Source organism: Microbacterium sp. NPDC056052, from assembly GCF_042266785.1.
Taxonomy (GTDB): Bacteria; Actinomycetota; Actinomycetes; order Actinomycetales; family Microbacteriaceae; genus Microbacterium.
On sequence record NZ_JBHJWV010000002.1, the window covers coordinates 431,393 to 445,881 of the forward strand.

General features: G+C 67.3%; 25 protein-coding genes. All 25 read left to right on the top strand.

Features of this window, described 5'->3' with window-relative positions:
* Window positions 1–22 precede the first annotated feature (22 nt).
* The 25 genes from ACFC1J_RS06050 (at window position 23) to map (ending at window position 14,451) form a co-directional block, all read left to right on the top strand.
* On the top strand, window positions 23–802 hold the full coding sequence (locus tag ACFC1J_RS06050) for a helix-turn-helix domain-containing protein (protein ID WP_375903441.1): 780 nt from the start codon (window positions 23–25) through the stop codon (window positions 800–802).
* 221 nt (window positions 803–1,023) lie between these two features.
* The gene (locus ACFC1J_RS06055; RefSeq protein ID WP_375903443.1) at window positions 1,024–1,593 is read left to right on the top strand and encodes a hypothetical protein; all 570 of its coding nucleotides are present in this window, start codon (window positions 1,024–1,026) and stop codon (window positions 1,591–1,593) included.
* Between the two features lie 451 nt (window positions 1,594–2,044).
* On the top strand, window positions 2,045–2,353 hold the full coding sequence (rpsJ, locus tag ACFC1J_RS06060) for a 30S ribosomal protein S10 (RefSeq protein ID WP_017201594.1): 309 nt from the start codon (window positions 2,045–2,047) through the stop codon (window positions 2,351–2,353).
* Window positions 2,354–2,363: 10 nt separating this feature from the next.
* Complete coding sequence (rplC, locus tag ACFC1J_RS06065) at window positions 2,364–3,023, top strand: 50S ribosomal protein L3 (protein ID WP_045271040.1); 660 nt, start codon at window positions 2,364–2,366, stop codon at window positions 3,021–3,023.
* A 5-nt stretch (window positions 3,024–3,028) separates the two neighbouring features.
* Complete coding sequence (gene rplD / locus ACFC1J_RS06070; protein WP_375903446.1) at window positions 3,029–3,685, top strand: 50S ribosomal protein L4; 657 nt, start codon at window positions 3,029–3,031, stop codon at window positions 3,683–3,685.
* Entirely contained in the window at window positions 3,682–3,999 is a 318-nt protein-coding gene (rplW, locus tag ACFC1J_RS06075) for a 50S ribosomal protein L23 (protein ID WP_045249924.1), read from the top strand. The genes rplD and rplW overlap by 4 nt, the downstream gene beginning before the upstream one ends.
* Window positions 4,000–4,019: 20 nt before the next feature.
* The gene (rplB, locus tag ACFC1J_RS06080) at window positions 4,020–4,859 is read left to right on the top strand and encodes a 50S ribosomal protein L2 (protein ID WP_105686034.1); all 840 of its coding nucleotides are present in this window, start codon (window positions 4,020–4,022) and stop codon (window positions 4,857–4,859) included.
* A gap of 12 nt (window positions 4,860–4,871) precedes the next feature.
* Window positions 4,872–5,153, top strand: coding sequence for a 30S ribosomal protein S19 (rpsS, locus tag ACFC1J_RS06085; RefSeq protein WP_045271043.1), 282 nt, complete (start codon window positions 4,872–4,874; stop codon window positions 5,151–5,153).
* Entirely contained in the window at window positions 5,153–5,533 is a 381-nt protein-coding gene (gene rplV / locus ACFC1J_RS06090; RefSeq protein WP_375903449.1) for a 50S ribosomal protein L22, read from the top strand. The genes rpsS and rplV overlap by 1 nt, the downstream gene beginning before the upstream one ends.
* Complete coding sequence (gene rpsC, locus ACFC1J_RS06095) at window positions 5,533–6,288, top strand: 30S ribosomal protein S3 (RefSeq protein ID WP_233312362.1); 756 nt, start codon at window positions 5,533–5,535, stop codon at window positions 6,286–6,288. The genes rplV and rpsC overlap by 1 nt, the downstream gene beginning before the upstream one ends.
* Entirely contained in the window at window positions 6,288–6,707 is a 420-nt protein-coding gene (rplP, locus tag ACFC1J_RS06100) for a 50S ribosomal protein L16 (protein ID WP_045271046.1), read from the top strand. The genes rpsC and rplP overlap by 1 nt, the downstream gene beginning before the upstream one ends.
* Complete coding sequence (gene rpmC, locus ACFC1J_RS06105) at window positions 6,707–7,021, top strand: 50S ribosomal protein L29 (protein ID WP_045271047.1); 315 nt, start codon at window positions 6,707–6,709, stop codon at window positions 7,019–7,021. Before rplP ends, rpmC begins: the two co-directional genes overlap by 1 nt.
* Complete coding sequence (gene rpsQ, locus ACFC1J_RS06110; RefSeq protein ID WP_052674221.1) at window positions 7,021–7,338, top strand: 30S ribosomal protein S17; 318 nt, start codon at window positions 7,021–7,023, stop codon at window positions 7,336–7,338. The genes rpmC and rpsQ overlap by 1 nt, the downstream gene beginning before the upstream one ends.
* Window positions 7,335–7,703 (top strand): 50S ribosomal protein L14, encoded by a 369-nt coding sequence (gene rplN / locus ACFC1J_RS06115; protein WP_375903452.1) that lies wholly within the window; start codon window positions 7,335–7,337, stop codon window positions 7,701–7,703. Before rpsQ ends, rplN begins: the two co-directional genes overlap by 4 nt.
* A 3-nt stretch (window positions 7,704–7,706) precedes the next feature.
* Window positions 7,707–8,066, top strand: coding sequence for a 50S ribosomal protein L24 (rplX, locus tag ACFC1J_RS06120; RefSeq protein WP_045249916.1), 360 nt, complete (start codon window positions 7,707–7,709; stop codon window positions 8,064–8,066).
* On the top strand, window positions 8,066–8,656 hold the full coding sequence (gene rplE / locus ACFC1J_RS06125; protein ID WP_292722884.1) for a 50S ribosomal protein L5: 591 nt from the start codon (window positions 8,066–8,068) through the stop codon (window positions 8,654–8,656). Before rplX ends, rplE begins: the two co-directional genes overlap by 1 nt.
* A 209-nt stretch (window positions 8,657–8,865) precedes the next feature.
* Complete coding sequence (rpsH, locus tag ACFC1J_RS06130) at window positions 8,866–9,264, top strand: 30S ribosomal protein S8 (RefSeq protein ID WP_045271051.1); 399 nt, start codon at window positions 8,866–8,868, stop codon at window positions 9,262–9,264.
* A gap of 6 nt (window positions 9,265–9,270) precedes the next feature.
* On the top strand, window positions 9,271–9,807 hold the full coding sequence (gene rplF, locus ACFC1J_RS06135; protein WP_375903455.1) for a 50S ribosomal protein L6: 537 nt from the start codon (window positions 9,271–9,273) through the stop codon (window positions 9,805–9,807).
* Between the two features lie 2 nt (window positions 9,808–9,809).
* Window positions 9,810–10,169 carry a 50S ribosomal protein L18 gene (gene rplR / locus ACFC1J_RS06140; RefSeq protein ID WP_267920971.1) on the top strand — a complete coding sequence of 120 codons (360 nt, stop codon included), beginning with the start codon at window positions 9,810–9,812 and terminating at the stop codon, window positions 10,167–10,169.
* Window positions 10,166–10,855, top strand: a complete 690-nt coding sequence (gene rpsE, locus ACFC1J_RS06145) for a 30S ribosomal protein S5 (RefSeq protein ID WP_374208780.1) — start codon at window positions 10,166–10,168, stop codon at window positions 10,853–10,855. Before rplR ends, rpsE begins: the two co-directional genes overlap by 4 nt.
* On the top strand, window positions 10,855–11,040 hold the full coding sequence (gene rpmD, locus ACFC1J_RS06150) for a 50S ribosomal protein L30 (protein ID WP_045249910.1): 186 nt from the start codon (window positions 10,855–10,857) through the stop codon (window positions 11,038–11,040). Before rpsE ends, rpmD begins: the two co-directional genes overlap by 1 nt.
* Complete coding sequence (gene rplO, locus ACFC1J_RS06155) at window positions 11,040–11,561, top strand: 50S ribosomal protein L15 (RefSeq protein WP_105686040.1); 522 nt, start codon at window positions 11,040–11,042, stop codon at window positions 11,559–11,561. Before rpmD ends, rplO begins: the two co-directional genes overlap by 1 nt.
* A 103-nt stretch (window positions 11,562–11,664) precedes the next feature.
* Window positions 11,665–12,987 (top strand): preprotein translocase subunit SecY, encoded by a 1,323-nt coding sequence (gene secY / locus ACFC1J_RS06160; RefSeq protein WP_375903458.1) that lies wholly within the window; start codon window positions 11,665–11,667, stop codon window positions 12,985–12,987.
* Complete coding sequence (locus ACFC1J_RS06165) at window positions 12,984–13,598, top strand: adenylate kinase (RefSeq protein WP_375903460.1); 615 nt, start codon at window positions 12,984–12,986, stop codon at window positions 13,596–13,598. The genes secY and ACFC1J_RS06165 overlap by 4 nt, the downstream gene beginning before the upstream one ends.
* A gap of 1 nt (window position 13,599) precedes the next feature.
* Window positions 13,600–14,451 (top strand): type I methionyl aminopeptidase, encoded by an 852-nt coding sequence (gene map / locus ACFC1J_RS06170; protein ID WP_375903462.1) that lies wholly within the window; start codon window positions 13,600–13,602, stop codon window positions 14,449–14,451.
* Window positions 14,452–14,489: the final 38 nt, after the last annotated feature.

Here is a 14,489-nt window from a genome sequence, read left to right on the forward strand (position 1 = left end):
TCCTGCGGATGGCCTCCGCGGGATGCAGATCCTGGAGCGCGCGTTCGGCGTCGTGCGCATCCGCGTGTGCCGCGTCACGGGGGGCGGGCTGAGCCTCAGCGCCCCCGAAGGCACGGTGAGCCTGCACGGGGTGCGACGCGGACGCCTCGCTCTGCGTGGGGGAGAGACGCCCTTCGAGCTGACCGCGAAGCACGCACTGCTGATGTCGGGGACCGAAGCGACGTTGGCAGTGCTGCGTCCCGTGGAGCTCGTGTCGGTCTCCCTCCCCGCGCTCCCCGCATCGCACCATGGCGTTGCTCCGGGCGTACGCCGGGTCTCCGGGAACAGGGCGCTCGTCCGCGGCGTCCTCTCGTTCGCCGCGGACGTCGCCGGGGCGCCGGTCCGAGAGGACGCAGTGCAGGACGCGCACATTGAGGCGCTCCTCGGCGACATGATCGCACGCCTGGCCGCGGAGGGCGACGTTCAGGATGCGCCTGAGCCGTTGCGGCAGGCGACAGCCGCGATCCTGCGTGCCTATCCGGATCCGGACCTGGGTTCCCGCCGCATCGCGGAGGCGGCCAACCTCTCGGTGCGGCAGCTGGAGCGGCTGTTCCGCGCCCAGGGGACCTCGATCGCCGCGGAGGTTCGGCGCGTCCGCATCGATGCCGCCGTCCGCCTGATCGCAGACGACCCGGCCGGGTCGTCCAGCATCGATGAGATCGCGCGGCGCATCGGGTTCTCCGGAGGCTCCTCCCTCGCGCGCGCGATGGTTCGCGAAGGTCTGCCCGCGCCCTCTGCGCTGCGCAAGGCGAACCACCACTGACTCCCGGCGCCCTGACGCGCGCGATACCGCGTGCGTCGTGTCGTCATACCTGCTGCGACGCATCGTCTCCCGTCCACGGACCTCTCTCATTTCCATGCGTTTGCATCGAAATCATGCGGTCGTCCTGGGGCGCCGCGCGCCGAGGGATCGGCGGACTCGAAGCAGGGCATGGCGGAGCCGATGCCCGGGACATCGCGGCGGTGAGCCGTTTGGGAGGCATTGTGAGCAGGGAGCGCATCGATGGAGCAGGAATCCCGCGACGACGGATCCTGAAGGGCGCGGCGTGGAGCGTCCCGGTCATCGCCGCCGTCGCAGCCGTCCCCGCTCATGCGGCGAGCACCGGAACGCCGAGCGCGCACACGACGGTCCATGTGGATACGTTCGCGCAGAACGGGGTCCAGTCGAGCTGGAGCCCGGAGGCGAAGGCGAACCTCTTCGTCACGATGACCGGTTCGGCGGATTTCCGAGTCGACTGGAGCGCGGCGAGCCCTGTCACCAGCGCCGTTCTGGTGATCGACGTGCCCCTCGCCGGCCTGGACACGACGACCGTGCCGACGGTCACCGGCACCGGATGGAGCTTCGCCGGGGTCGTGGTCTCCGCGGATGTCGCGCACTACGCGTTCGCCTTCGCGGGCGCGGTAGGACCCGATCAGACCTCCAGCCGCCTCCAGTACGTCCTGCCAGGCGACCAGGTGACCCCGGTCGCCGCGGCCTTCTCGAAGACGGTCTCCGGAACCCTGTCCGGCACGCAATTCGATCAGGTCGTCACGCAGGTCACCTGGTACGCCTGACCCGAGGAGGCAGGTCGCGGCGGCGTGCGTGCGACACGCCGCCGCGACACGCCCGAGTTTGCGACACGCCCGGGCTGCACGTAGACTATTGAGGTTCCACATTCCGGTGCGCGTCCCGATGCGCGCCGGATCACTGCCAGGGCAGTGCACAGACGGCGCCCTTTCCACGGAGAGATCCAGGGAAGCGGTCGCAGGGATCTGGGCCGCGGGCAGCAGAACAGACAACCGACACCTCTTCACCGAGGCCCTGCCCTGTGCGGGGGTCGGCTTCCGCGGGTCGCAAGGCCCCGGGCTGACAGCAGAACAGTGGTGCGCCCCTTCGAAAGGCTCGATCCGCAAGGATCCGGGCCAGGAGGAGGAGTGCGAAGGCGCAGAACGCGCCGTCGCGCGTCCAATGCCCCCGGATCACCCGGTCCGGGCAGGTAAGACGCTTAATGAGAGAGAGCAGACAATGGCGGGACAGAAGATCCGCATTCGCCTGAAGTCGTATGACCACGAGGTCATCGACACGTCGGCCCGCAAGATCGTCGACACCGTGACCCGTGCGGGCGCGACTGTCGTCGGCCCGGTGCCGCTTCCGACCGAGAAGAACGTCGTGTGCGTCATCCGGTCGCCCCACAAGTACAAGGACAGCCGCGAGCACTTCGAGATGCGCACCCACAAGCGTCTGATCGACATCGTCGACCCGACGCCGAAGGCCGTTGACTCGCTCATGCGTCTCGACCTTCCTGCTGACGTCAACATCGAGATCAAGCTGTAAGGGGATCACGATGGTCGACATCAACGCAAAGATTTCCAAGGGCCTGCTCGGCACCAAGCTCGGCATGACCCAGGTCTGGAACGAGAACGGCAAGCTGATCCCGGTCACCGTGATCGAGCTGGCCCCGAACGTGGTCACCCAGATCCGCACCCCCGAGAAGGACGGCTACAACGCCGTGCAGATCGCGGCCGGTCAGATCGACCCGCGCAAGGTCACGCAGCCCCTCGCCAAGCACTTCGAGGCCGCCGGGGTCACCCCGCGTCGCCACGTCACCGAGATCCGCACCGCGGATGCCGGCGACTACGCGCTGGGCCAGGAGCTCACCGTTGACGGCACCTTCGAGGCCGGCCAGCTGGTCGACGTCGTCGGCACCAGCAAGGGCAAGGGCTTCGCCGGTGTCATGAAGCGCCACAACTTCAAGGGTGTCTCCGCTTCGCACGGTTCGCACCGCAACCACCGCAAGCCCGGTTCCATCGGTGCTTCCTCGACCCCGAGCCGTGTCTTCAAGGGCATGCGTATGGCGGGTCGCATGGGTGGCGAGCGCGTGACCGTCCTCAACCTCACGGTGCACGCCGTCGACGCCGAGAAGGGTCTGCTGCTCGTCAAGGGCGCCGTCCCCGGTGCACGCGGCCGCATCGTCTACGTCCGCAACGCAGTGAAGGGTGCCTGAGTCCCATGGCTGACACCACTCTGACGCTCGACGTGTTCGCCGGCGGCAAGAAGACCGGTACGGTCGACGCCCCCGCCGCGATCTTCGACGCCAAGACCAACGTTCCGCTGATCCACCAGGTCGTCGTCGCGCAGCTCGCCGCGGCACGCCAGGGCACCCACTCGACCAAGCGTCGCGGTGAGGTCTCCGGTGCCGGTCGCAAGCCCTTCAAGCAGAAGGGCACGGGTAACGCCCGTCAGGGCTCCATCCGCGCGCCGCACATGACCGGTGGTGGCATCGTCCACGGCCCGAAGCCGCGCGACTACTCGCAGCGCACCCCCAAGAAGATGATCGCCGCCGCCCTCGTGGGTGCGCTGAGCGACCGCTTCCGCGGTGAGCGCCTGCACGTCGTCGAGTCCTTCGGCATCGAGGGCAAGCCGTCCACCAAGACGGCCGCCGCCTACCTGAAGGCGCTCCCGGGCAAGAACGTCCTCGTGGTCATCGACCGCGAGGACGACCTCACCGCCCTGAGCGTCCGCAACCTGGTCTCCGTGCACGTGCTGTACGCCGACCAGCTGAACGCCTACGACGTGGTCAACTCCGACGACATCGTCTTCACCAAGGCGGCCTTCGACGCGTTCGTCGCGCAGAAGTCCGGCGCAACCGAGGAGGTCTCCGCATGAGCGACAACATCCTCGCCGCGGCTGCCAACAAGGACCCGCGCGACATCATCCTGAAGCCGGTCGTCTCCGAGAAGAGCTACGGCCTGATCGACGAGGGCAAGTACACCTTCCTGGTGGACCCCCGCGCCTCCAAGACCGAGATCAAGCTCGCCATCGAGAAGATCTTCGACGTCAAGGTCGCGAGCGTCAACACGATCAACCGCGTCGGCAAGGCTCGCCGCACCCGCTTCGGCACCGGCAAGCGCAAGGACACCAAGCGCGCGATCGTGGCCCTGAAGTCGGGCACCATCGACATCTTCACGGCAGTGAACTGACCGGGGGATAAGGACAGAACATGGCTATTCGCAAGTACAAGCCCACGACCCCGGGTCGCCGCGGCTCGTCGGTGGCAGACTTCGCCGAGATCACCCGATCGACGCCGGAGAAGTCGCTGCTGCGCCCGCTGAGCAAGACCGGTGGCCGCAACAACCAGGGCCGCATCACGACCCGTCACATCGGTGGTGGCCACAAGCGCCAGTACCGCGTCATCGACTTCCGTCGCAATGACAAGGACGGCATCGACGCCAAGGTCGCTCACATCGAGTACGACCCCAACCGCACCGCGCGCATCGCGCTGCTGCACTACTTCGACGGCGAGAAGCGCTACATCATCGCGCCGAACAAGCTGAAGCAGGGCGACATCGTCGAGTCGGGTGCCGGCGCTGACATCAAGCCGGGCAACAACCTCCCGCTGAAGAACATCCCGACGGGTACCGTCATCCACGCCATCGAGCTCCGCCCCGGCGGCGGCGCGAAGATGGCGCGCTCGGCCGGCGTCTCCGTGCGCCTGGTCGCGAAGGACGGCCCCTACGCCCAGCTGCGTCTGCCCTCGGGCGAGATCCGCAACGTCGACGCGCGCTGCCGTGCGACGATCGGCGAGGTCGGCAACGCCGAGCAGTCCAACATCAACTGGGGCAAGGCCGGCCGCAAGCGCTGGTTGGGCGTTCGCCCGACCGTCCGTGGTGTCGCCATGAACCCGGTGGATCACCCGCACGGTGGTGGTGAGGGCAAGACGTCCGGTGGACGTCACCCCGTCTCCCCGTGGGGCCAGGCTGAGGGACGCACCCGTCACGCCAACAAGGAAAGCGACAAGTACATCGTGCGTCGCCGTAACGCTGGCAAGAAGCGCAAGTAGGAGTAAGAGAAGATGCCTCGCAGTCTTAAGAAGGGCCCCTTCGTCGACGAGCACCTGCTTCGCAAGGTGATCGTTCAGAACGATGCCGGTACCAAGAACGTCATCAAGACCTGGTCGCGCCGGTCGATGATCATCCCCGCCATGCTGGGACACACCATCGCCGTGCACGACGGACGCAAGCACATCCCCGTGTTCGTGTCCGAGACCATGGTCGGTCACAAGCTGGGCGAGTTCGCGCCCACCCGCACCTTCCGCGGCCACGAGAAGGACGACAAGAAGGGGCGGCGCCGCTAATGGTCGAATCCGTCGCACGCGTGAAGCACATCCGCGTGACCCCGCAGAAGGCTCGTCGTGTCGTCGCCCTCATCAAGGGCAAGCAGGCGCAGGAGGCCCTCGCCATCCTGAAGTTCGCGCAGCAGAGCGCCTCCGAGCCGATCTACAAGCTCGTGCACTCCGCGATCGCCAACGCTCAGGTGAAGGCCGATCGTGACGGCGAGTTCCTCGATGAGCAGGATCTCTACATCAAGAACGCCTTCGTGGACGAGGGGACGACGCTCAAGCGTTTCCAGCCCCGCGCCCAGGGCCGCGCGTTCCAGATCAAGAAGCGCACGAGCCACATCACGGTCGTGCTGGCCACCCCTGAGGTCGCCAAGAACGAGAAGGCGAGCAAGTAATGGGACAGAAGGTAAACCCGTACGGCTTCCGCCTCGGCATCACCACGGACCACGTGTCCCGGTGGTTCTCTGACTCGACCAAGCCGGGTCAGCGCTACGCCGACTACGTCGCCGAGGACATCAAGATCCGCAAGCTCCTGCAGACGCAGCTCGACCGCGCCGGCGTGAGCAACATCGAGATCGAGCGCACCCGCGACCGCGTGCGTGTGGACATCCACACCGCACGCCCGGGCATCGTCATCGGCCGCCGCGGCGCCGAGGCCGAGCGCATCCGCGGAGACCTCGAGAAGCTCACGGGCAAGCAGATCCAGCTGAACATCCTCGAGGTGAAGAACCCCGAGGCCGACGCTCAGCTCGTCGCCCAGGGCATCGCCGAGCAGCTCTCTGCTCGCGTCGCGTTCCGTCGTGCCATGCGCAAGGGCCTCCAGGGTGCCCAGCGCGCGGGTGCGAAGGGCATCCGGATCCAGGTCTCGGGTCGCCTCGGCGGCGCGGAGATGAGCCGGTCGGAGTTCTACCGCGAGGGTCGTGTGCCGCTGCACACGCTGCGCGCGAACATCGACTACGGCTTCTACGAGGCCAAGACCACCTTCGGCCGCATCGGCGTGAAGGTCTGGATCTACAAGGGCGACCTCACCAACAAGGAGCTTGCTCGCGAGCAGGCCAACGCACCGAAGTCCCGTCGTGACGACCGTGGTGGCGACCGCCGCCGTGGCCCGCGCAACGAGGCTCCCGTCGCAGAAGGAGCGTCTGCCTGATGCTTATCCCTCGTAAGGTCAAGTACCGCAAGCAGCATCACCCCAAGCGTGATGGTGCGGCGACCGGCGGCACGAAGGTCTCCTTCGGCGAGTTCGGCATCCAGGCCCTCACCCCCGCCTACGTGACCAACCGTCAGATCGAGTCCGCTCGTATCGCGATGACCCGTCACATCAAGCGTGGTGGAAAGGTGTGGATCAACATCTACCCCGACCGTCCGCTCACGAAGAAGCCTGCCGAGACCCGCATGGGTTCCGGTAAGGGTTCCCCCGAGTGGTGGGTCGCCAACGTCAAGCCGGGTCGCGTCCTCTTCGAGGTCGCGGGCGTCAGCGAGGAACTCGCTCGCGAGGCCCTCACCCGTGCCATTCACAAGCTGCCGCTCAAGGCACGCATCATCAAGCGCGAGGAGGGCGACGCGTAATGGCGATCGGCACCAAGGAGCTCGGTGTGACCGAGCTCGACACGTTCGAAGACCAGCGCCTCGTCGAGGAGCTGCGCAAGGCCAAGGAGGAGCTGTTCAACCTCCGTTTCCAGTCGGCCACCGGCCAGCTGGAGAGCCACGGCCGCATCCGCGCCGTCAAGCGCGACATCGCGCGCCTGTACACCGTGATCCGCGAGCGCGAGCTGGGCATCCGTGCGACGCCCGCTCCGGTCGAGGCTCCGGCCAAGAAGGCGTCCAAGGCAAAGGCGAAGAAGGCCGACGAGGCTGACGCGCCGAAGGAGGAGGCCGAGTAATGGCTGAGAAGAAGGCTGCTGCCGCTGAGGCAGAGGTCGTCTCGCACGACGTGCGCGACGCCGATGCTCGTGGCTACCGCAAGTCGCGCCGCGGCTACGTCGTCAGCGACAAGATGGACAAGACCATCGTCGTCGAGGTCGAGGACCGCGTGAAGCACCCGCTGTACGGCAAGGTCATCCGCCGTACGACGAAGGTCAAGGCGCACGACGAGAACAACACCGCCGGCATCGGCGACCTCGTTCTCATCAACGAGACCCGCCCGCTGAGCGCCACCAAGCGCTGGCGTCTGGTGGAGATCCTGGAGAAGGCAAAGTGATCCAGACCGAGTCCCGACTCAAGGTCGCCGACAACACCGGCGCCAAGGAGCTGCTCACCATCCGCGTGCTCGGCGGCTCCAGCCGTCGCTACGCGGGCCTGGGCGACATCATCGTCGCCACGGTCAAGGACGCGATCCCCGGTGGGAACGTCAAGAAGGGCGACGTCGTCAAGGCGGTCATCGTCCGCACCAAGAAGCAGACCCGTCGTTCCGACGGCTCGTACATCAAGTTCGACGAGAACGCCGCCGTGATCCTGAAGAACGACGGGGAGCCCCGCGGCACCCGTATCTTCGGTCCGGTCGGCCGCGAGCTTCGTGACAAGAAGTTCATGAAGATCGTCTCGCTCGCCCCGGAGGTGCTGTAACTCATGGCGAACATCAAGAAGGGTGACCTGGTTCAGGTCATCTCGGGCCGCAAGCAGGAAAAGGGCGGCGACCGCGGCAAGCAGGGCAAGGTCCTCGAGGTCCTCGTCGAGCAGAACCGCGTGATCGTGGAGGGCGTGAACTACGCCACCAAGCACACCCGCGTCGGCCAGACGCAGCGCGGCACGAAGACGGGCGGCATCGAGACCATCGAGGCCCCCATCCACATCTCGAACGTCGCCCTGGTCGACCCCGAGACGAAGAAGCCGACCAAGGTCGGCCACCGCGTCGAGGAGCAGGTCAAGGACGGCGTGAAGCGCACGGTCCGCGTGCGCTACGCGAAGAAGAGCGGTAAGGACCTCTGATGGCGGCTGCTGACGCCGCGGGCGCTGTCAAGGTGCAGCCCCGCCTCAAGGCGAAGTACAACAACGAGATCAAGAAGGCTCTGCAGGACGAGTTCGGCTACGAGAACGTCATGCAGATCCCCGGCCTGGTCAAGGTCGTCGTCAACACCGGTGTCGGTGAGGCGGCTCGCGACTCCAAGGTGATCGATGGTGCGGTCGACGACCTCACCAAGATCACCGGCCAGAAGCCGATCGTCACGAAGGCCCGCAAGTCCATCGCGCAGTTCAAGCTGCGCGAGGGACAGCCCATCGGCGCGCACGTCACCCTCCGCGGTGACCGCGCCTGGGAGTTCGTGGACCGCCTCGTGAACCTCGCACTGCCCCGTATCCGCGACTTCCGCGGTCTCTCGGACAAGCAGTTCGACGGCAACGGCAACTACACCTTCGGTCTCACGGAGCAGAGCGTGTTCCACGAGATCGATCAGGACCGGATCGACCGCGTCCGCGGTTTCGACATCACCGTCGTCACCACGGCGAAGAACGACGACGAGGGTCGCGCCCTGCTGCGCCACCTCGGCTTCCCGTTCAAGTCGAACGACGCGCAGGCGTAAGGCCATGTTCTGAAGACCGGATCCCGGGGCTTGTCCTCGGGATCCGGTCTTCGGGCCGTTTCGGCTCCGCGGCTCCGCCGCCTCGCTCAACGACCGTTCCGCGGTCTGCGCGGCAGTCCGCGGTGACGTACAATTGAAAATTGCGTGCTCATCGCAGGCCGTCTGCCGTGTAACGGCAGCCGGAACCTCATGAACGAAAGAAGACAACTATGACGATGACAGACCCGGTCGCAGATCTGCTGACCCGTCTGCGCAACGCGAACTCGGCGCATCACGACTCCGTGACCCTGCCGTCGAGCAAGCTGAAGACCCACATCGCTGAGATCCTCCAGCAGGAGGGCTACATCTCGGGCTGGGAGGTCACCGACGCCCGCGTCGGCACCAACCTCACCATCTCGCTGAAGTACGGCCCGAACCGCGAGCGGTCGATCGCCGGCATCAAGCGCGTCTCCAAGCCCGGCCTCCGCGTCTACGCGAAGTCGACCGAGCTGCCCAAGGTCCTCGGCGGCCTCGGCGTCGCGATCCTGTCCACCTCCTCGGGGCTCCTCACGGACCGCCAGGCAGAGCAGAAGGGCGTGGGCGGAGAAGTTCTCGCCTACGTGTGGTGATCTGAAATGTCGCGTATTGGACGACTTCCCATCGAGATCCCCGCGGGCGTGACCGTTTCGGTCGACGGCCGTGCGGTCTCGGTGAAGGGCCCGAAGGGCGAGCTCACGCTCACCGTGGCCTCTCCCATCGAGGTGTCGGTCGAGGAGAACCAGGTTCTCGTCACCCGTCCGGACGACGAGCGCGCCTCGCGTTCGCTGCACGGTCTGACCCGCACGCTCATCAACAACGACATCATCGGCGTGACCCAGGGCTACTCCAAGGGCCTCGAGGTCGTCGGCACCGGTTACCGCGTGCAGCAGAAGGGCAGCTCGGTCGAGTTCGCCCTCGGCTTCTCGCACCCGGTCCTGATCGACCCGCCCGCCGGCATCACCCTGACGGTCGAGGGCAACAACAAGCTCACCGTCAGCGGCATCAGCAAGCAGGCCGTCGGCGAGGCGGCTGCGAACATCCGCAAGATCCGCAAGCCCGAGCCGTACAAGGGCAAGGGCGTGCGCTACGCCGGCGAGGTCGTGCGTCGCAAGGCCGGAAAGAGTGGTAAGTAACCATGGCTATCAAGACGAAGTCCGACGCCCGCTCGCGTCGTCACGCCCGTCTTCGCAAGAAGATCCAGGGCACCGAGGCGCGTCCGCGCCTGGTCGTCACCCGTTCGGCCCGCCACGTCTTCGTGCAGCTGGTCGACGACAGCAAGGGCCACACCGTGGCCAGTGCCTCCACCCTCGAGACCGACCTGCGCGGCTTCGACGGTGACAAGACCGCCAAGGCGCGCAAGGTCGGCGAGCTCGTCGCCGAGCGTGCGAAGGCCGCCGGCGTCTCGGAGGCCGTGTTCGACCGTGGTGGCAACCGGTACGCCGGTCGCGTCGCGGCCATCGCCGATGGCGCCCGTGAAGGGGGGCTGGCACTGTGAGTGACATCAAGGAGAACGAAGTGACCGAGACGGCTCCTGCCGCCGAGAACGCGGCCGGTTCCGAGGCTCCGCAGCGCGATGAGCGCCGCGGCGGCCGTGGTGGCCGTGACCGCGGCCAGGGCGGCCGCGACCGCAACTCCCGCGACCGTGGGGACAACCAGTTCCTCGAGCGCGTGGTGACCATCAACCGCGTGTCCAAGGTCGTCAAGGGCGGCCGTCGCTTCAGCTTCACCGCGCTCGTCGTGGTGGGCGACGGCAACGGTCTCGTGGGTGTCGGCTACGGCAAGGCCCGCGAAGTCCCGCTCGCCATCTCGAAGGGTGTCGAGGAGGCCAAGCGCAACTTCTTCCGCGTGCCGCGCTCCGCGAGCACCATCCCGCACCCGGTGCAGGGCGAGGCCGCTGCCGGCGTCGTGCTGCTCCGTCCGGCCGCTGCCGGTACCGGTGTCATCGCCGGTGGTCCGGTCCGCGCCGTGCTCGAGTGCGCCGGTATCCACGACGTGCTGTCGAAGTCGCTCGGTTCGTCGAACACGATCAACATCGTGCACGCGACGGTGGAGGCCCTGAAGCAGCTCGAGGAGCCCCGTGCGGTCGCCGCGCGTCGTGGCCTCGAGTTCGACCAGGTCGCCCCGGCGCGTCTCGTCCGCGCAGAGGCCGAGGCCATCGCTGCGCAGAAGGCAGGTGCCTGATGGCTGCGCGCCTCAAGGTCACGCAGGTCAAGTCCAAGGTGAGTGAGAAGCAGAACCAGCGCGACACGCTGCGTTCGCTCGGCCTCAAGCGGATCGGCGACTCGGTCGTCCGTCCCGACGATGCCCAGACCCGCGGCTATGTCCGCGCGGTCGCTCACCTCGTCAAGGTTGAGGAGATCGACTAATGGCTGAGAAGAAGGAAGCGGCCACCAAGACCGCTGCCAAGAAGCCGGCTGCCAAGAAGGCGGAGGAGACCACGGTCTCGCGCCCCGGCGTCCTGAAGGTGCACCACCTGCGTCCGGTCCCCGGCGCCAACACCGCGAAGACCCGTGTCGGTCGCGGTGAGGGCTCCAAGGGCAAGACCGCCGGTCGCGGCACCAAGGGCACCAAGGCCCGCAACACCGTTCGCGTCGGTTTCGAGGGTGGGCAGATGCCGCTGCACATGCGCACCCCGAAGCTGCGCGGGTTCAAGAACCCGTTCCGTGTGGAGTACCAGGTCGTGAACCTGGAGAAGCTCGCCGAGCTCTACCCGGCCGGTGGCGACGTGACCGTCGCCGACCTGGTCGCCAAGGGCGCGGTCCGCAAGAACGAGAAGGTCAAGGTCCTGGGCAACGGCGACATCGCCGTGGCTCTGACCGTGTCGGTCGACAAGGTCTCCAGCTCCGCTGAGCAGAAGATCGTCGCCGCCGGCGGATCCATCAAGTAACACCCGTCGAGAGGGGCCGGAGATATCTCCGGCCCCTCTTGCGTTACCCTGGGTAATTGACTGTCCCTCGTCGGGCGTCATCCCTTTGCAGGAAGGCAAGCTTTTGTTCAGCGCCATCGCGCGGATCTTCCGCACGCCTGATCTTCGACGCAAGATCGGCTTCACGATCGTGATCATCGCGATCTACCGCCTCGGATCCACCGTGCCCGCTCCGTTCGTGAGCTTCCCGAACGTCGCAGAGTGCCTCGCCCAGAACAGCGGCACCGAGGGACTGCTCGGGCTCGTCAATCTGTTCTCCGGCGGCGCGCTGCTGAAGCTGTCGATCTTCGCCCTCGGCGTCATGCCGTACATCACGGCCTCGATCATCACCCAGCTGCTGCGCGTGGTGATCCCGCACTTCGAGGCGCTGCACAAGGAGGGCCAGGCCGGCCAGGCCAAGCTCACGCAGTACACGCGCTACGTCACCATCGCGCTGGCGCTGCTGCAGTCGACGACCCTCGTCACGGTCGCGCGCACCGGCCAGCTCTTCGGCCAGACCGGCGTCGCCGCCTGCAACCAGCTGCTCACCAACGACGTGTGGTGGGCGCAGCTGCTCCTCATCATCACGCTGACCGCCGGCACCGGCCTCATCATGTGGTTCGCCGAGCTCGTCACGGAGAAGGGCATCGGCAACGGCATGTCGCTGCTGATCTTCACCTCGATCGCCGCGACCTTCCCCGGCGCGATGTGGGCCATCATGCAGACCAAGGGCTTCGAGATCTTCCTGCTCGTGCTGCTCGTCGGCATCGTCGTGATGACGCTGGTCGTCTTCATCGAGCAGTCCCAGCGCCGGATCCCGGTGCAGTACGCGAAGCGCATGGTCGGCCGCCGCACGTACGGCGGCACCAACACCTACATCCCGATCAAGGTCAACATGGCGGGCGTGATCCCCGTCATCTTCGCCTCGTCGCTGCTGTACATCCCGATGCTGGTCGCGCAGTTCAACATCCCGCAGGACGGCAAGACGCCGCCCGCGTGGGCGACCTGGATCATGACGTACTTCGTCAAGGGCGACCACCCGATCTACATGATCACGTACTTTCTGCTGATCATCGGCTTCACCTACTTCTACGTCGCGATCACGTTCAACCCGACCGAGGTCGCGGACAACATGAAGAAGTACGGCGGCTTCATCCCCGGCATCCGTGCGGGCCGTCCCACGGCCGAGTACCTCGACTACGTGCTCACCCGCATCACGCTGCCCGGATCCCTCTACCTGGGCCTCATCGCGCTGATCCCGCTGATCGCGCTGGCCACGGTGGGGGCGAACCAGAACTTCCCGTTCGGCGGCGCGTCGATCCTGATCATCGTCGGCGTCGGCCTGGAGACGGTCAAACAGATCGATGCACAGCTGCAGCAGCGACACTACGAAGGGCTCCTACGATGACGGCATCCGCAACCTCCACCGCACGCCTGCTGATCGTGGGCCCCCAGGGCTCCGGCAAGGGCACGCAGGGGGTGCGGATCGCGGAAGCGTACGGTGTTCCGGTGGTCTCCACGGGCGACATCTTCCGTGCCAACATCAAGGAGGGCACCCCCCTCGGCAAGCAGGTCACGGCGATCCTCGACGCGGGCGACCTCGTCTCGGACGAACTGACCGGCGCACTCGTGCGGGACCGCCTGTCCCAGCCCGACGCCGAGGCCGGCTTCCTCCTCGACGGCTACCCCCGCAATGCCGCGCAGGTCGGCGACCTGGACGCGTTCCTGGCCGAGGCGGGCACGGCGCTCGACGCCGTGATCCTGCTCGACGTGCCGCGTGCGGAGAGCATCGCCCGCCTCGAGCTGCGGGCGACCGAGCAGGGCCGCGCCGACGACACCCCCGAGGCCATCGCGCACCGTCTGGACATCTACGAGGCTCAGACCGCTCCGATCCTCGAGGCCTACGGCGCGCGCGGCATCGTGGACACGATCGACGGCGTCGGCAGCCTCGACGAGATCACGGAGCGCATCTTCGCGGCGCTGGGCGTCCGCGGTCTCGTGCGCACGGCTGCGGTCTGACGTGGCGTTCCGCCGCTCCATCTACAAGAGTCGTGCCCAGCTGGGGACGATGGTCGAGCCCGGCCTGATCACCGGCGCGGCGCTCACCGCGGTGCGCGCCGCCGTGCGTCCGGGCATCACGACGGGGGAGCTCGACGCGATCGCCGAGCGCGTGATCCTGGATCGCGGCGCCGAGTCGAACTTCAAGCTCGTGCGCGGCTACCGGCACACGACGTGCATCTCGGTCAACGACCAGGTCGTGCACGGGATCCCGGGCTCCCGCGTGCTGCAGCCCGGCGACATCGTCTCGATCGACTGCGGCGCCCAGTTCCGGGGCTGGAACGGCGACAGCGCGATCACCGTCATCGTGCCCGACGCGGAGCAGGCGGAGCTCGTCGCCGCGCGGCAGACCCTTTCCGACGTGACGGAGGGATCCATGTGGGCCGGGATCGCGGCAATGGCGTCCGCGAAGCACCTGGGCGACATCAGCGCGGCCATCGAGGACCACATCCTCGGCGCGGGCCCCTCACCCGTCTCCGGGAAGCCTTACGGGATCCTGCGCGAGTACGTCGGGCACGGCATCGGCCGCAAGATGCACGAGGCGCCGAGCCTGTTCAACTACCGCACGTCCGACCGCGGCGCCGAGGTGCGCCCCGGCCTCGTGCTCGCGATCGAGCCCATGGTGACCGCGGGATCCGACCAGACGTACGTCGAGGACGACGACTGGACCGTCTCGACGACCGACGGATCCGACGGTTCGCACTGGGAGCACAGCGTCGCCCTGCACGACGGCGGCATCTGGGTGCTGACCGCCGCCGACGGCGGAGCGGCGGGCCTCGCCGCCTACGGCATCACGCCGGCCCCGATCGCGTAGCGGCCGGCCGCGCGCCGCGCGGCGGTCCCTCGTGGTCC

Excerpts from the sequence above, each read along its gene's own strand:
- rplB (WP_105686034.1), top strand. The coding sequence starts at position 4,020 with ATGGCTATTCGCAAGTACAAGCCCACGACCCCGGGTCGCCGCGGCTCG.
- rplC (WP_045271040.1), top strand. The coding sequence starts at position 2,364 with ATGGTCGACATCAACGCAAAGATTTCCAAGGGCCTGCTCGGCACCAAG.
- rplX (WP_045249916.1), top strand. The coding sequence starts at position 7,707 with ATGGCGAACATCAAGAAGGGTGACCTGGTTCAGGTCATCTCGGGCCGC.
- rplO (WP_105686040.1), top strand. The coding sequence starts at position 11,040 with ATGGCTGAGAAGAAGGAAGCGGCCACCAAGACCGCTGCCAAGAAGCCG.
- rpsC (WP_233312362.1), top strand. The coding sequence starts at position 5,533 with ATGGGACAGAAGGTAAACCCGTACGGCTTCCGCCTCGGCATCACCACG.
- rplF (WP_375903455.1), top strand. The coding sequence starts at position 9,271 with ATGTCGCGTATTGGACGACTTCCCATCGAGATCCCCGCGGGCGTGACC.
- rpsJ (WP_017201594.1), top strand. The coding sequence starts at position 2,045 with ATGGCGGGACAGAAGATCCGCATTCGCCTGAAGTCGTATGACCACGAG.
- ACFC1J_RS06050 (WP_375903441.1), top strand. The coding sequence starts at position 23 with ATGCAGATCCTGGAGCGCGCGTTCGGCGTCGTGCGCATCCGCGTGTGC.
- rplE (WP_292722884.1), top strand. The coding sequence starts at position 8,066 with ATGGCGGCTGCTGACGCCGCGGGCGCTGTCAAGGTGCAGCCCCGCCTC.
- rpmC (WP_045271047.1), top strand. The coding sequence starts at position 6,707 with ATGGCGATCGGCACCAAGGAGCTCGGTGTGACCGAGCTCGACACGTTC.
- rpmD (WP_045249910.1), top strand. The coding sequence starts at position 10,855 with ATGGCTGCGCGCCTCAAGGTCACGCAGGTCAAGTCCAAGGTGAGTGAG.
- rpsQ (WP_052674221.1), top strand. The coding sequence starts at position 7,021 with ATGGCTGAGAAGAAGGCTGCTGCCGCTGAGGCAGAGGTCGTCTCGCAC.
- rplV (WP_375903449.1), top strand. The coding sequence starts at position 5,153 with ATGGTCGAATCCGTCGCACGCGTGAAGCACATCCGCGTGACCCCGCAG.
- ACFC1J_RS06165 (WP_375903460.1), top strand. The coding sequence starts at position 12,984 with ATGACGGCATCCGCAACCTCCACCGCACGCCTGCTGATCGTGGGCCCC.
- rpsH (WP_045271051.1), top strand. The coding sequence starts at position 8,866 with ATGACGATGACAGACCCGGTCGCAGATCTGCTGACCCGTCTGCGCAAC.
- rplD (WP_375903446.1), top strand. The coding sequence starts at position 3,029 with ATGGCTGACACCACTCTGACGCTCGACGTGTTCGCCGGCGGCAAGAAG.
- rpsS (WP_045271043.1), top strand. The coding sequence starts at position 4,872 with ATGCCTCGCAGTCTTAAGAAGGGCCCCTTCGTCGACGAGCACCTGCTT.
- rplW (WP_045249924.1), top strand. The coding sequence starts at position 3,682 with ATGAGCGACAACATCCTCGCCGCGGCTGCCAACAAGGACCCGCGCGAC.
- rplR (WP_267920971.1), top strand. The coding sequence starts at position 9,810 with ATGGCTATCAAGACGAAGTCCGACGCCCGCTCGCGTCGTCACGCCCGT.
- rplP (WP_045271046.1), top strand. The coding sequence starts at position 6,288 with ATGCTTATCCCTCGTAAGGTCAAGTACCGCAAGCAGCATCACCCCAAG.